The sequence below is a fragment of the Caballeronia sp. PC1 genome, from assembly GCF_021353155.1.
GTDB lineage: Bacteria > Pseudomonadota > Gammaproteobacteria > Burkholderiales > Burkholderiaceae > Caballeronia > Caballeronia cordobensis.
In genome coordinates this window covers 2,528,630-2,542,562 of sequence record NZ_JAJUBH010000001.1, presented here as the reverse complement: position 1 = coordinate 2,542,562, position 13,933 = coordinate 2,528,630, and the positions used below count along the sequence as shown (strand labels likewise).

Here is a 13,933-nt window from a genome sequence, read left to right as displayed (position 1 = left end):
GTTTCACCATTCGATTTTCGTGCCGTCGTACTGCACGAAGCTGCCGTTGAACTGTTCGCGCAGCGCGCCCGCTTCGGCGATGACCGCGCGCATGCCCGAGACGCTGTGCGCAACGTCGATCGCCGCCGACGGCCCGCCCATCTCCGTGCGCACCCAGCCCGGATGCAGCGCGATGCACGCCGAATGGCGCGATTCGAGCGACGCCGACTTCAGCGCCGAATTGAGCGCTGCCTTGCTCGCGCGATACAGCCAGCCGGTCGTGCCGCTCGCCTCGGCGATGCTGCCCATCTTGCTCGACACGACCGCGAGCACGCCGCCGGCGGCATCGGTGAGCGGCAGGAGCACAGGAATCAGCTGCATCGGGCCGCGCACGTTGGTGTGCATCACCTGATCGAAATCCTCCGCGGCGATGGCTTCGACGCCTTCCGTGCGCGGGCCGTACACGCCCGACACGACGATCGCCACGTCGAGCTTTTCTTCGTCGAGCTGCCATGCGAGCGCGGCGATCTGCTCGGGTTGCGTGACGTCGAGGGGGAAGGTTTGCGCGCCCATCGCGTCGAGCGCGGAGAGCGAGGCTTTATCGCGGGCCGTGGCGAGCACGCGCCAGCCGTCGCGAACATATTCGCGGGCGAACTCGTGGCCGAGACCGCGCGACGCGCCGACGATCAATACCGTTTTCATGAGCGAACCATTCCGTGTGTGGGCGACCTTGCGACTATAGCGCGCGACCCGCTGTCGCGCCGCGTTCGGCGGCGTTTCGGCTATCGTTGTGCGCTTTCGAATACGTAAGACCACGAAGATGATGCATACCGATGTCGTGATCGTCGGCGCGGGGCCGGCCGGCTTGTGTCTCGCGAATGCGTTGAGCCGCGCGGGTTTGTCGATCGTGCTCGTCGAGCAGCAAAGTATCGATGCGCTGCGCGAGCCGGCCTTCGACGGGCGCGAGATCGCCTTGACGCAAAAATCTGTCGCGTACCTGAGGACGCTCGGCGCGTGGGAGCGCATCGATGCGCACGCGAAATCTCAGCTTGCCGACGCGCGCGTCTTCAACGGATCGTCGCCGTTCTCGATGAAGATCGGCCACGCCTTGAGCGGCCACGCCGAACTCGGCTGGCTGGTGTCGAACCATCTGATCCGGCGCGCGGCGTTCGAGGCGGTCGAGCATCTTCGCAATTCGGGTGCGCAGATTCGCGTGATGGCGTCGGAATGCGTGACCGATCTCGATACCGACGCGTGCGGCGCGCGCGTGCGGCTCGAAAGCGGCGCGACGCTCACGGCGCAACTGGTCGTGGCGGCGGACAGCCGTTTCTCCGCGACGCGCCGCATGATGGGCATCGCCGCCGAGATGCACGATTTCGGCAAGTCGATGCTCGTGTGCTGCATGACGCACGAGGCGCCGCACGATCACGCAGCGTGGGAATGGTTCGGCCATCGGCAGACGCTCGCGCTTTTGCCGATGAATGCAGATCCGCAGAGCGGCGCGCATCGGTCGTCGGTCGTGGTGACGCTCGGCGCGCGCGAGATCGAACAACTGAATCAACTCGATGCCGATGCCTTCGATCGCGAGATCGAACGCCGTTTCGAACGACGCCTCGGCGCAATGTCGCTGCGCTCGACGCGGCATGTTTATCCGCTCGTGTCGGTTTATCCGAAGCGCTTTGTGGCGAAGCGCTTTGCGACGGCCGGCGATGCGGCGGTCGGCATGCATCCGGTGACGGCGCACGGGTTCAACTTCGGGCTGGCGGGTATCGAAATGTTGGCGAGTGCGATTGCGGATGCGCGCGCGGCGGGGCTGGATATCGCGAGCGATGCGTTGCTCGCGCGGTATGAGCGGGAACACAGGCTGGCGACGCGGCCGCTTTATCTGATTACGCGGTTTATCACTGAGGTGTATACGCGGGACTCGCTGCCGGCGAGGATCGCGCGCGATGCGATGCTGCGGATCGGCGAGCGGTGGACGCCGTTCAAGCGCGCGGTGGCGATGTCGTTGGCGGGGTGAGTGAGATTTAGCCTATTTCGTTTGGACGACTAGGTATCTTTCGGGCGGGGTCGGTAGAGTGACGGCTGTCGCAATGTCGAAGGAGCCGAGCATGTATGGAAAGATCGTCCGGCAGAAAGCGCCGTGGAACATATCCGCCGAAGAGATTCGGGAGTACGCAGAGCAAGCGGCCATTCGGCGCAAGCTCGAGGTGGAAAGCAGAAAGGGGACGCCCGAGGAATATATCGATAGCCCGGAGTACAACAGTCGTTTCATCGAGCATCTCCTGAATTTTCCTAAGCTCGACGTGGAGGAGAACTTCTTCGATCGTCACCCGGACCGGGGAGCCTCCGATGTATCTGGCTGATACGAACGTGCTCAGCGAAACCAGGCGGGAGGAGCGTGCTAACGAAGGCGTTCGCGCGTTCTTCGAGCGGGCCAAGGGTGACAAGCGGGTCGTTCACCTGTCCGTCGTTACGGTCGCGGAACTTCGGCAGGGCGTCGAGCGCGTGCGCCGCAGGGGCGACGCACGGCAGGCCGCGAGGCTCGAGAAGTGGGTGAACAACGTCCTGCGGGAGTACGACAAGAAAATCCTGCCGGCAGGCAGGGAAATCGGCGGGCTATGGGGAAACTTGCGCGCGCCGCATCCTGAACCGGCCTTGGATAAGCTCATCGCTGCAACAGCTCTTTTTCACGGGCTGACGGTCGTCACGCGCAACGTCCGAGACTTTGAGGAAACGGGTGTCGAAACGCTGAACCCCTTCGAATAATGACGACTTCGGCCCGGCGTCCCCCGGGCCGCCCCAAAACCCTCAAACCAGCTCGATCCCCATCGCCGTAGCCTCCCCGCCGCCAATACACAAACTCGCCACCCCACGCTTCAACCCACGCGCCTTCAACGCGCCGATCAACGTAACAAGAATCCGCGCGCCCGAAGCGCCGATCGGATGCCCGAGCGCGCAAGCGCCGCCATTCACATTGACCTTGTCGTGCGGCAGATCGTGCTCGCGCATCGCGGCCATCGTCACGACGGCGAACGCCTCGTTGATCTCGTAAAGATCGACATCGCCCGCACGCCAGCCGTTCTTGTCGAACAGCTTGCGGATAGCGCCCACGGGAGCCGTCGTGAACAACGCCGGCTGCTGCGCGAACGTGCTATGCCCGACGACGCGCGCAACCGGATTCACGCCGAGCCGCAACGCCGTCGATTCCCGCATCATCACGAGCGCCGCGGCGCCGTCCGAAATCGACGACGAATTCGCCGCCGTCACCGTGCCGTCTTTCGCGAACGCCGGCTTGAGCGAGGCAATCTTTTCGATGTTGGCCTTGAACGGCTGCTCGTCGCGCTCGACAACGATATCGCCCTTCCTGCCCAGCACCGTCACCGGCGCGATCTCCCACTTGAACGAGCCGTCCTCGTTCGCCCGCTGCGCGCGCCGCAGCGATTCGATCGCGAACGCATCCTGCGACTCCCGCGAAAACGCATACGACGACGCGCATTGCTCCGCGAACGTGCCCATCAAACGGCCTTTCTCGTACGCGTCTTCGAGGCCGTCGAGGAACATGTGATCGAGCACCTGGCCATGCCCCATGCGCATGCCGCCGCGCGCTTTCGGCAGCAGATACGGCGCATTCGTCATGCTCTCCATGCCGCCCGCGACGATCACATCGACCGAGCCGGCGAGCAGCATGTCATGCGCGAACATGGCGGCGCGCATGCCGGAACCGCACATCTTGTTGACGGTCGTCGAGCCGGTGGAGAGCGGCAGCCCCGCGCCGAGCGCGGCCTGACGCGCGGGCGCTTGGCCTTGTCCTGCGGGCAGCACGCAGCCCATGATCGCCTCGTCGATCTGCTCGGGCTTCACGCCCGCGCGTTCGATTGCCGCGGCAATCGCCGCAGCGCCGAGTTGCGGCGCGGTCAGCGTGGCGAAGTCGCCCTGAAACGCGGCCATCGGCGTGCGCGCCGCCGAAACGATAACGATCGGGTCTTGCAGCGGGTCTTTCTGTGTCTCACTCATGTTTCATCTCCTTGATGACGTCTCGAATGACGCCGGGAACGTCTCCCAGACGGGCCGCGTCGGACGCGAGCACGTCGTTTTCCGTGGGATGCGCGCCGCCGCGCGTCAACGCGGCGATGCACGACCGGTACACCGGATCGATCTCCTCCTGGCCGCCGATCATCATGCCCATGTTGCGCAGGCGGCCGTCGTGCACGCCGTACGTCCAGCCGTGCACGGTGAGTTCCTGTCCGCGCGCCCACGCATCGTTGACGACGGTCGTGCGGCATACGTTAATGGTCTGCTCGATCGTGTTCAGCTCGACGAGCCGGCGATGCCGCGCGTCGCCGATCGGCCAGTCTTCGAGCAGCGCGGCGTGCTTTTCGCGCACGTCCTCGACGTGACGCAGCCAGTTATCCGCGAGACCGACGCGCCGCCCGACCAGCGCCGCACCCACGCCCGAACAGCCGTAATGGCCGACGACCATGATGTGCTTCACCTTCAGCAGATCGACGGCGAACTGGATCATCGAGAGACAGTTGAGATCCGAATGCACGACCACGTTCGCGATGTTCCGATGCACGAACACCTCGCCAGGCGGCAAGCCGATGATCTCGTTCGCCGGCACGCGCGAATCCGCGCAGCCGATCCACAAATATTCGGGCGTCTGCTGATGCGCGAGCCGCTCGAAGAATTTCGCGTCCTCGTCGAGCTTGTGCGCGACCCAGTTCTGGTTGTTCGCGAACAGATGGGCGAGGGGATTGTTGTCGTTGCTTTCGTTCATGTTCATTGAGCAATGCGGGGACGCACGCGCTCAGGCGGCGCGCGCGTCCGGTCGGCCGGGCAGTTCGAAGCGCTCCGGATAACGGATGCAGAATCGGACTTCCCGGTCATAGGGAAAGAAATCGGCGAGTTCGCCGCGCTGCAGTTGTTCCTTGTGATGCTGCCAGAGCGCGGGGTCGAAGAAATCCGCGTGATGGCGCATGAACGCCTCGCGCACGCGCGGATCGCCGAGCAAAAACGTGCCGTACGTTTCGGGAAAGATATCGTGCGGCCCGACGGTATACCACGGTTCGCCGGACATCTCGTCTTCCTCGAAGCGCGGCGGCGGGACGCGGCGCACGTTGCAATCGGTCAGGTACTCGATTTCATCGTAGTCGTAGAACACCACGCGGCCGTGGCGCGTCACGCCGAAGTTCTTGTACAGCATGTCGCCGGGAAAGATGTTCGCCTGAATCAGCTGCTTGATCGCATCGCCATACTCTTTGATGCCGTGATCGATTTCGTCGGCGCTCGCGTTTTGCAGGAAGAGGTTGAGCGGCAGCAAGCGGCGCTCGATATACACGTGCCCGATGACGAGATTCTCGCCTTCGTATTCGATCATCGAGGGCGCTTCGTTTTCGAGTTCGCGGATGAGCGCGTCGTCGAGACGCGCGACGGGCAGCGCGACGCTCGAATATTCGAGCGTATCGGCCATGCGGCCCAGCCGGTCATGCCGCTTCACGAGCTGATACTTGTCCTGAATCTTCTGGCGCGTGGTTTCCTTCGGCGGCGGGAACGCGTCCTTGATGAGCTTGAACACATACGGAAACGAAGGCAGCGTGAAGACGATCATCACGAGGCCCTTGATGCCCGGCGCGACGATGAACTTATCGCTCGAATGCGACAGATGATGCAGCAGGTCGCGATAGAAATCGTTCTTGCCCTGCTTCTGCAAACCCACCGACGTATAGATTTCCGCCTTCGGCTTGCGCGGCATGATGGTCGCGAGGAACTGCACGAACGCCGACGGCACTTCCATATCGACGAGAAAATACGAGTGCGAGAAGCTGAAGATGATGAGCACCTGCTCGCGCGTCAGCAGCACGGTATCGAGCGCGAGCAGGCCGGGCGACGTGTGCCGGATCGCGATGGCGAAAGGCAGAAGCGCGTCGCCGTTGATGATGCGCCCGACAACATACGCCGCCTTGTTGCGAAAGAACAGCGACGACAGCACGTGAATCTGGAAATTCGGCGCGGGCGTGAGATTGCCGAACTCGTCTTGCAACGCCTGCATCACGCATTGCACGTCGCGCGGCAGATCCTCGAAATGCGGCTCCAGCTGAAAATTGGTGACGATGCGTTCCAGCGTCGCGGCGAGGCCGTCGCGCTCCGGGTAATACGCGCGATACGTGGGCTTCGCGGCGGGCTCGTCGTTCTCGATGTATTCGGTCGAGATCGCCGGCCGCACGAAAATGAAATCGTTGTTGAAATACGAACGGTGCAGGATCTTGCAACACACCGAGTTGAAGAACGTTTCGGCGCATTCCGGCTGGCGGTGCGTCGTCAGCAAGCCGATGTAATGCAGCTTGATCTGCTGCCAGACGTCGTCGTCGATATTCTCGGCGTCGTATTCGTCTTCGAGCAGCGCCACGCACTCCGCGACGCGATCGTCATACGACGTGATGCGGTCGCGCGCAAGCTGCTGCACCGCGTGCCATTGTGCGCGCTCGAACAGCGTCTTCGCCTCGATCGCCGCCTCGCGGAACACGCGGTAGTGGTGCTCGAAGCCTTCGAGTATCGTCTTCGCGACATCGAAGCCGATTTGCGACGAGAGCAGCTTGGGAAAGTGATTCATGTCGTCGGCCCTGCGCTTCGTAACGGCGTCGGATCACGCGGCTTTCGGCTTGCGCGTGCGCTTGTCGGCGCCCGAAGCGAGCAGCGCGCGGCCCTGTTCCTCGTAGGCGGCGAGCTCGGCGAGCGTCGTGTTGAGGTCTTCGAGCTGGCGCGTCAGCACTTCGCGATGCGCCGCGATCGTATCGACGAACGCCTGAAGCTGCGTCGCGGTGCCCGTGGGCGAATCGTAGAGATCGAGCAGCGTGCGAATCTCCGACAGCGTGAAGCCCAGGCGCTTGCCGCGCAGCGTGAGCTTCAGACGCGTGCGGTCGCGCGGCGAATACACGCGCCGCAGGCCGTTCGAGCCTTCGCGTTTCGGCGCGAGCAGGCCCTGATCTTCGTAAAAGCGAATCGCCCGCGGCGTGATGTCGAATTCGCGCGCCAGTTCGGTGATCGTATAGTGCGTCGGTTGAGTCATCGCGGGCGGACAGCGCAAAAACGCGCGCAACGTTAGAATGGACGTTTACGTTATCGTCAACTTAGCCAAATTGCAACGCGGCGCAAACCCGGAGACGGCACCGAATGAACGCACTCGAACACCAGCTCGACTATGTTTTCGCCGATGCATTGCCCGAATCCGGCGGCGTCAGGGAAGTGGCGCCGGGCGTGTTCTGGCTGCGCATGCCCCTGCCGTTCGCGCTCGATCACATCAATCTCTGGCTGCTGCGCGATGAAATCGACGGCGAAAAGGGCTGGACCATCGTCGATTGCGGCATTTCGAGCGAGAGCATCCGCGCGAACTGGGAGCGCGTGTTCGATACCGCGCTCGACGGCCTGCCGGTGCTGCGCGTGATCGTCACGCATTGCCATCCGGATCATCTCGGGCTGGCGGACTGGCTGTGCAAGGGCGGCGACAAGGCGCGCTGGAACGTGCGCCTGTGGATTTCGCTCGGCGAATACGCGATGGGCCGCGTGATGGCCGCGGGCGACGGCTCCAACGCGGGCGGCGCGCGCGCGGCGGCGCATTTCGCGGCGCACGGTCTGACGGACGAAGCCTCGCTCGATGCCTTGCGCGGCCGGGACAGCTACTACCCGACGCTCGTGCCGTCGATTCCCGCGGAGTACCGGCGTATCCGCAACGGCGATGTCATCCGGATCGGGGCGCGCGACTGGGAAGTGGTGACGGGTTACGGACACTCACCGGAACACACCGCGCTGTTCTCTGCCGCGGACAAACTGCTGATTTCCGGCGACATGGTTCTGCCGCGCATCTCGACGAACGTCTCCGTGTTCGCGGTCGAGCCGGAAGGCAATCCGCTCGCGCTCTATCTGGAATCGCTCGGCCGCTACGAAACGATGCCCGCCGATACGCTCGCGCTGCCCTCGCACGGCAAGCCGTTTCGCGGCGTCGCGACGCGCATCGGGCAACTGCGGGAACATCATCGCGCGCGGCTGGCGGAGGTGCGTGAGGCGTGCGCGCAGCAACCGTGCAGCGCCGCCGATATCGTGCCGATCATGTTCAAGCGCAAGCTCGACATTCATCAGATGACGTTCGCGCTCGGCGAAGCGCTCGCGCATCTGAATCTGCTCTGGCTCGATGGAACCTTCAAGCGCAAGACCGGCGATGACGGCGTGATCCGCTTCTCGCCGGCCTGATCGCTCACTGAACCGACACGCCGCCGAAGTTCACGCGCCCGAACGGACTCACGCTATAGCCGCTGACGTTCGCACGCGTAAGCGCGGCCGCTGTCGGATACACGAGCGGAATCCACAGCGCCTGATCGTGGATGATCTTCTGTGCATCGACATACGCCTTCGTGCGTTGCGCGACATCCGCGGTGGCCTTGCCGTCGGCAATGAGCTTGTCGAGTTGCGGATCGCAAAAGCGCGCGAAGTTGATGCCCGACTTCACCGCGTTGCAACTGAAGAGCGGCGACATGTAGTTGTCCGGGTCGCCGTTGTCGCCGGCCCAGCCCATGAACAGCATGTCGTGCTGACCTTGCTTCGCCTCTTTGATCAGCTCGCCCCATTCGATGATCTTCACCTGCGCCTTCACGCCGATCTTCGCGAGATCGGCCTGCAGCAACTCCGCGCCGGCCTTCGGATTGGGATTGAGCACGCTGCCGTTCGGACGCACCCAGATGGTCGTGTCGAAGCCATTTGGAAAGCCCGCGTCGGCGAGCAGCTTCTTCGCGTCATTCGCGGAATACTTGTACGCCGCGATGTTCTTGTCGTAGCTCCACGTATTCGGCGGGTACGGATTCACGGCGGCCGTGCCCGTGTTGTCGAACACGGTCTTCATATACGTCGTGCGATCGAACGCCATGTTGATCGCCTGACGCACCTTCGGATTGTCGAGCGGCTTCTTTTGCGTGTTGAGCGCGACGAACGCCGTCATGAACGCGGGCGCTTCGCTGACTTTCAGCGACGTGTCCTTCTTCGCGTCGATGACGTCCTGCGGCTTCGGCGACAGCGCAATCTGGCATTCGCCCGCCTTGATCTTCTGCGCGCGCACGGCGGCATCGGGCGTGATCGCGTAGATCAGGCGATCGACCTTCGGTTTCGTGCCCCAGTACGACGGATTGACGTCGTAGCGAATGATCGAATCCTTCGTGTAGCTCTTGAGCACGAACGGACCGGTGCCGATCGGCTTGCTGTTCAGATCGGTTTGCTGGTTCGCCTTCAGCAGCTTGTCCGCGTATTCCGATGAGTAGATCGATGCGAAGCCCATCGTGAGGATCGGCACGAAGGTCGCGTTCGGCTCGTTCAGCTCGAATTTCACGGTGCGGTCATCGACTTTCGTCACGGCCTTGATGAGCTTCACGAGGCCCATCGACTGCGCGTGCGGAAAGCCGCTCGCGCCCGCGATCTTGTGCCACGGATTGCTGTCGGACAGCATGCGTTCGAACGTGAAGACGACATCGTCGGCGGAAAGCGGCCGCGTCGGCTTGAAGTAGTCGGTCGTCTGGAACTGAACGTTCGGACGCAGATGGAAGGTGTAAGTCAGGCCGTCGGCGCTCACGTCCCACTTTTCGGCGAGCGAGGGCGCGACTTTCTTCGCGGCTTCGTCGTAGGAGACGAGCGTGTTGAAGACGACGTCCGCGGAGGCGTTCGTCGTCACGAGCGAATTGAACTGCACGACATCGAAGCCGTCCGGGCTCGATTCGGTGCAGACCGTGAGCGGCTTGGACATCGCCAGCATCGGCGCGGCGAGGCATGCAAGCGCTGTCGCCGTGGCGAGAATTTTCAAACGCATGAGATCTCCCGTGATCTTCATTCTTGTTCGTGGATAAAGTGGCGCATGCGCAGCAAGCGGCGCGCCCGGCGCGGCTAGGGTAGCGAATGCATCCGTCCGCGACAACGATTCGATCGGCATACGCTTATGCGACGCGCGAATCGCACCCGCGCGGCTTGCCGAAACGAGGCGCATCGGGCTAAACTTGCGCCGTCTTTGGGGAGTAGCCTTCCTTCGCGTGCGAAGGAGAACGCGTCAACATCCTCGGCTCTGCTGCCGTGGCGCGTTCGACCGGACCGGTTTGGCGAGACCATCGATGCGCAACGTCGTTCTTGGCCGGACGGCGCGTGGCGCATCGTGGTTCGCTCGACGTCCGGCCGTGGAATCATCCGTGTCCCCACAACTACAACATTCCTGTCGTTCGCGCACGCCTGCGCGCCCATCGCTTTTTTCGATGCGAGGCGCCGCATGACGATGCTCTTTATCGAACTTGCGCTCATGCTCGTGATCATTCTGATCGCGTCGGAGCTTTTCACGAACGCGCTCGAACATCTCGGCGAGCGGCTCGGCATATCCGAAGGCGTGACCGGATCGCTGTTCGCGGCGGTCGGCACGGCCTTGCCGGAGACGACCGTGCCGATCATCGCGTTGCTCGGCGGCACGCCCAGCCGTGCGGTCAACGAGGAAATCGGCGTCGGCGCGATCCTCGGCGCGCCGCTCATGCTCGCCACGCTTTCCACCTGCCTGATGACGGTCGCGATTCTCAAGTCGCGCGGCTTGCACGGCCGGATCATGCCGGAGCGCAGCGGCTTCGTGCGCGATCTCAACTTTTTCCTGATCGCGTTTCTGATCGCCTGCGCCGCGATGTTCGTGCCGCATCATGCGTGGCAGGTGCGCGCGATGTTTGCGGTCGGTCTCGTCGCGCTTTACATCGTGTATGTGATTGCGACGTTCAGGGCCTCGGCGCAGCTCGTCGAGGGCGGGCACGGCACGGAAGCGCCCGAGGCGCTGTTTGCGTCGCGGCTCGGATTGCGGACGTCGTTCGGCTCGATCATGTTGCAGTTCGTGGTGGGTATCGCGCTGCTCGTGGGCGGCGCGAAGGGCTTCATTCACGGGGTCGAGGGCGTGTCGCAGGCGCTGGGCATTTCGGCGTTGTTGCTGTCGCTCATCATCATTCCGATTGCGACCGAGCTGCCGGAGAAGGTGAACAGCATTCTCTGGGCGCGAAGGGGGAAGGACACGCTCGCGTTCGGCAACATTACCGGCGCGATGGTCTTTCAGGGGACGCTGCTGCCGGCGATCGGCATCATGCTGACGCCGTGGGAGCCGCGCATCGAAGTGCTGACGGGCGTGCTGATCACGCTCGCGGCGGCGGCGTGGCTCAGGTGCAATGCGAAGGCGAATGGGGTCGTGCTGTGGGCGCTGCTGGGGAATGGCGTGCTGTACTGCGCGTATCTCGTGCTGACCCTGACGCGCTGAAGCCGCGCCGAAAGCTGGAAAGAAGAATGCCCGTCGAAACGGGCATTGAGAGCGAAGCAGCGCGCCGACAGATCGGCGCGTTGTTGTTCTTTGCTGGTTTATCGGCGCGGAGAAAGAAAACTTTAGACACGCGCCGCATGATCTCGCCTTGGGCTTCCGCAGGCAGCGTCATTTGCCGAAACTGGGGCGGTTTCCCGCCTTATCTCCGCGCTTTGAAACCGCGCCGCTGATCGGATAATTCGCCCGATACCGGCAATGCTGCCGCTCAATGAACTCGGGAAGGCCGTGCGACGACTCGCGCGGACGCTCCGGGTAACTCAAGCACACCATGAACAGCCTCGATCTGCCGCGCGCGGAAGCCGCGACGCCTGAACAACAATTCCAGCAGGATGTCGTCGTCATTCTGGAAGCGGCGCAACAGCACCGCCAGAACGGCGAATTCAGCGACGCCGAAACGCTTTACCAGACGATCCTCGAAGCGGTGCCCGGCCAGCCGGACACGAGCTTTCATCTCGGGACGCTGTACATCGAGACGAGAAATCCGTCCAAGGCATTGCCCCATTTCGAAGCCTGCATCGGCGCGATGCCGCAGAACAGTCACTACTGGTTCGCCTATATCAACGCGCTGATCGAGGACAAGCAGGACAAGGCGGCATGGATCGCGTTCGAAATCGGCCAGAAGCACGGGCTGAACGGGCCGATGGCCGAGCATCTGATTCAACGGATGACGGGCGCGCCCGTTCTCACGCTGGCGCGCGCCGCGCAGCCGGCGAGCGCGCCGGTCACGGAATCGAAGCCGAACAAGGCGGGCATGAAGGGCGTTCGCCGTCCGTCGTCGCAGGATATCAATCGCTTTACGCAGGCTTTCAACAAGGGCAATTTCAAGGATGCGGCCAAGATCGCGCAGACGCTGACGCAGCGTTATGCGCTGGACGGGGCGAGCTGGCGCTGTCTGGGCGTCGCGCTCAATCGCGACGGCCGGCATGCCGATTCGGTCGCGCCGCTGCGCAAGTCCGTCGAACTGATTCCCGACGATATTCAGACGCGCGTCCTGCTCGCCGATACGCTCGTCGTGCTGCAACAGCACGCCGCGGCGGAAGTGGAATGCCGCTCCATCATCGAAGCGCGAGCGGATGTTGCCGAAGCGCACCGTCTTCTGGGCATCGCGCTGGCGGGCATCGGCAAATTCGAAGAAGCCGCGGCGTCCTGCCGGCGGGCCATCGAGCTGGCGCCGACTTCGCCCGCGACGCACGGCACGCTCGGCATGCTGATGCTCGAAGCGGGCCGCATGAACGAAGCGGCCGAGTGCTTGCGCAATGCCGTCGATCTGAACGCCGACGACGTCGCGTCGCACAGCAATCTCTTGTTCAGCCTGGTGCATCGGATCGATATCGATCAGAAGTCGCTGTACATGGAGCATCTTAGATTCGCGGAGCGCCATGAGGCATCGATCGAAAGAGTGCCGCTGAACCCGAATATCGACCGGTCGACGGACCGGACATTGCGGATCGGATTCGTCTCGGGCGACCTCTTCAATCACGCGGTCACGTCTTACGTGCTGCCCGTGTTGAAGAGCCTGGCGAACGATCCGAGCCTCCAAATCGTCGTCTACCAGAACCACACCGTCGAGGACGCGCACACTCAGCGCCTGCAAAGCTGCGCGTCGCAATGGCGGCGCGTGGCGAGACTGTCCGACGATCGGCTCGCGAGCACCATTCAGGCGGACGGCATCGATATTCTGGTCGATCTGTCGGGTCACACCGGCCGCAACCGGTTGCTCACCTTCGTGCGCAAGCCCGCGCCCGTGCAGGCGACGTGGATCGGTTATCCGGCCACGACCGGACTCGCGGCAATGGACTATTACTTTGCCGACCGTTTCTGCGCGCCGTTCGAACTCGCCTCCGAGCAGTTCCGCGAAGCGCTCGTGCATCTTCCGGCGATCGCGCCTTTCATCGCGCCGGAAAACTGCCCGCCGGTCAATATCCTGCCTGCGTTGCATAACGGCTACGTGACCTTCGGCAGCTTCAACCGGATCAACAAGGTGCGCCCCGAAGTCATCGCGCTGTGGGCGAAGATTCTGCACGCCATGCCGTCATCGAAGATGCTGATCGGCGCCATTCGCAGGGAAGGCGACCGAAGCGACGAGGCGCACTACGCGGACCAATTCGCGAAGCAAGGCATTTCGCGAGACCGGCTGATGTTCGTGCCGCGGTCGGCGACGGCGGTTTATCTTCAGCAGCACCATCAAGTCGATCTGTGTCTGGACGCCTTCCCGTTCTCCGCATCGACCACGACCCTCAACGCACTCTGGATGGGCGTGCCGACCCTCACGATGGCCGGCAATTCGCTCGTCAGCCGCGGCGCCACGACCTGGCTGTCTCACGTCGGTCTCGAGTCTTTCGTCACGAAGGACAAGGATGATTTCGTGCAGTCGGCGTTGTCCATCGTCAGCGATCTTCCGGCGCTGAACGAACTGCGCCTTGGGCTGCGCGAGCGCTGCATTCAGTCGGCGGCCTTCCAGCCGGATGTCGTTGCGCAAGGGGTCGCGCGTGCGTTCAGAACCATGTGGCAGCGATGGTGCGAGGGGCAGCCGGTCTCGCATATCGATGTCTCGACGGCGCCCGGCGCGTGATGGTTTGAATCAAAAAG

At 63.2% G+C, this 13,933-nt stretch carries 13 protein-coding genes and 1 riboswitch; of the genes, 7 read left to right on the top strand and 6 right to left on the bottom strand.

The window, feature by feature from the left end:
* Positions 1-3: 3 nt before the first annotated feature.
* Positions 4-681 (bottom strand): SDR family oxidoreductase, encoded by a 678-nt coding sequence (locus tag LY284_RS12145; RefSeq protein ID WP_014190164.1) that lies wholly within the window; start codon positions 679-681, stop codon positions 4-6.
* Between the two features lie 88 nt (positions 682-769).
* On the opposite strand from LY284_RS12145, the gene ubiM reads away from it, so the two are divergent.
* The 3 genes from ubiM (at position 770) to LY284_RS12130 (ending at position 2,748) form a co-directional block, all read left to right on the top strand.
* Complete coding sequence (gene ubiM, locus LY284_RS12140; RefSeq protein WP_309243182.1) at positions 770-1,999, top strand: 5-demethoxyubiquinol-8 5-hydroxylase UbiM; 1,230 nt, start codon at positions 770-772, stop codon at positions 1,997-1,999.
* Between the two features lie 91 nt (positions 2,000-2,090).
* A complete protein-coding gene (locus LY284_RS12135) occupies positions 2,091-2,345 on the top strand; it encodes a hypothetical protein (protein ID WP_148276028.1) in 255 nt (84 codons plus the stop codon).
* On the top strand, positions 2,332-2,748 hold the full coding sequence (locus LY284_RS12130; RefSeq protein WP_014190166.1) for a type II toxin-antitoxin system VapC family toxin: 417 nt from the start codon (positions 2,332-2,334) through the stop codon (positions 2,746-2,748). The genes LY284_RS12135 and LY284_RS12130 overlap by 14 nt, the downstream gene beginning before the upstream one ends.
* A gap of 42 nt (positions 2,749-2,790) precedes the next feature.
* On the opposite strand, the gene LY284_RS12125 is transcribed toward LY284_RS12130, so the two are convergent.
* The 4 genes from LY284_RS12125 to LY284_RS12110 are packed head-to-tail and all read right to left on the bottom strand — an operon-like array spanning position 2,791 to position 7,048.
* The gene (locus LY284_RS12125; RefSeq protein WP_233386294.1) at positions 2,791-3,996 is read right to left on the bottom strand and encodes an acetyl-CoA C-acetyltransferase; all 1,206 of its coding nucleotides are present in this window, start codon (positions 3,994-3,996) and stop codon (positions 2,791-2,793) included.
* A complete protein-coding gene (gene can / locus LY284_RS12120) occupies positions 3,989-4,765 on the bottom strand; it encodes a carbonate dehydratase (protein ID WP_233386292.1) in 777 nt (258 codons plus the stop codon). Before can ends, LY284_RS12125 begins: the two co-directional genes overlap by 8 nt.
* Positions 4,766-4,789: 24 nt before the next feature.
* Complete coding sequence (gene aceK, locus LY284_RS12115; RefSeq protein WP_014190169.1) at positions 4,790-6,592, bottom strand: bifunctional isocitrate dehydrogenase kinase/phosphatase; 1,803 nt, start codon at positions 6,590-6,592, stop codon at positions 4,790-4,792.
* Between the two features lie 33 nt (positions 6,593-6,625).
* The gene (locus tag LY284_RS12110) at positions 6,626-7,048 is read right to left on the bottom strand and encodes a MerR family DNA-binding transcriptional regulator (RefSeq protein ID WP_014190170.1); all 423 of its coding nucleotides are present in this window, start codon (positions 7,046-7,048) and stop codon (positions 6,626-6,628) included.
* A 104-nt stretch (positions 7,049-7,152) separates the two neighbouring features.
* Between LY284_RS12110 and LY284_RS12105 the strand changes: the two genes are divergently transcribed.
* Complete coding sequence (locus tag LY284_RS12105) at positions 7,153-8,226, top strand: MBL fold metallo-hydrolase (protein ID WP_014190171.1); 1,074 nt, start codon at positions 7,153-7,155, stop codon at positions 8,224-8,226.
* Between the two features lie 4 nt (positions 8,227-8,230).
* On the opposite strand, the gene LY284_RS12100 is transcribed toward LY284_RS12105, so the two are convergent.
* The gene (locus LY284_RS12100) at positions 8,231-9,826 is read right to left on the bottom strand and encodes an ABC transporter substrate-binding protein (protein WP_041730884.1); all 1,596 of its coding nucleotides are present in this window, start codon (positions 9,824-9,826) and stop codon (positions 8,231-8,233) included.
* A 180-nt stretch (positions 9,827-10,006) separates the two neighbouring features.
* Positions 10,007-10,184, top strand: a riboswitch (yybP-ykoY riboswitch).
* Positions 10,185-10,273: 89 nt separating this feature from the next.
* On the opposite strand from LY284_RS12100, the gene LY284_RS12095 reads away from it, so the two are divergent.
* The 3 genes from LY284_RS12095 to LY284_RS12085 all read left to right on the top strand — a co-directional run bounded on the left by LY284_RS12095 (position 10,274) and on the right by LY284_RS12085 (position 13,916).
* Positions 10,274-11,284: a sodium:calcium antiporter gene (locus LY284_RS12095; protein ID WP_014190173.1), complete on the top strand. Its 1,011-nt coding sequence runs from the start codon at positions 10,274-10,276 to the stop codon at positions 11,282-11,284.
* Between the two features lie 26 nt (positions 11,285-11,310).
* The gene (locus LY284_RS12090) at positions 11,311-11,514 is read left to right on the top strand and encodes a hypothetical protein (protein ID WP_148276029.1); all 204 of its coding nucleotides are present in this window, start codon (positions 11,311-11,313) and stop codon (positions 11,512-11,514) included.
* Positions 11,515-11,612: 98 nt separating this feature from the next.
* Positions 11,613-13,916 carry a tetratricopeptide repeat protein gene (locus tag LY284_RS12085; protein WP_014190174.1) on the top strand — a complete coding sequence of 768 codons (2,304 nt, stop codon included), beginning with the start codon at positions 11,613-11,615 and terminating at the stop codon, positions 13,914-13,916.
* The last annotated feature ends 17 nt before the right edge of the window (positions 13,917-13,933 follow it).

Excerpts from the sequence above, each read along its gene's own strand:
- LY284_RS12130 (WP_014190166.1), top strand. The coding sequence starts at position 2,332 with ATGTATCTGGCTGATACGAACGTGCTCAGCGAAACCAGGCGGGAGGAG.
- LY284_RS12085 (WP_014190174.1), top strand. The coding sequence starts at position 11,613 with ATGAACAGCCTCGATCTGCCGCGCGCGGAAGCCGCGACGCCTGAACAA.
- LY284_RS12100 (WP_041730884.1), bottom strand. The coding sequence starts at position 9,826 with ATGCGTTTGAAAATTCTCGCCACGGCGACAGCGCTTGCATGCCTCGCC.
- LY284_RS12110 (WP_014190170.1), bottom strand. The coding sequence starts at position 7,048 with ATGACTCAACCGACGCACTATACGATCACCGAACTGGCGCGCGAATTC.
- LY284_RS12125 (WP_233386294.1), bottom strand. The coding sequence starts at position 3,996 with ATGAGTGAGACACAGAAAGACCCGCTGCAAGACCCGATCGTTATCGTT.
- aceK (WP_014190169.1), bottom strand. The coding sequence starts at position 6,592 with ATGAATCACTTTCCCAAGCTGCTCTCGTCGCAAATCGGCTTCGATGTC.
- LY284_RS12145 (WP_014190164.1), bottom strand. The coding sequence starts at position 681 with ATGAAAACGGTATTGATCGTCGGCGCGTCGCGCGGTCTCGGCCACGAG.
- LY284_RS12135 (WP_148276028.1), top strand. The coding sequence starts at position 2,091 with ATGTATGGAAAGATCGTCCGGCAGAAAGCGCCGTGGAACATATCCGCC.
- LY284_RS12095 (WP_014190173.1), top strand. The coding sequence starts at position 10,274 with ATGACGATGCTCTTTATCGAACTTGCGCTCATGCTCGTGATCATTCTG.
- LY284_RS12105 (WP_014190171.1), top strand. The coding sequence starts at position 7,153 with ATGAACGCACTCGAACACCAGCTCGACTATGTTTTCGCCGATGCATTG.
- LY284_RS12090 (WP_148276029.1), top strand. The coding sequence starts at position 11,311 with ATGCCCGTCGAAACGGGCATTGAGAGCGAAGCAGCGCGCCGACAGATC.
- can (WP_233386292.1), bottom strand. The coding sequence starts at position 4,765 with ATGAACATGAACGAAAGCAACGACAACAATCCCCTCGCCCATCTGTTC.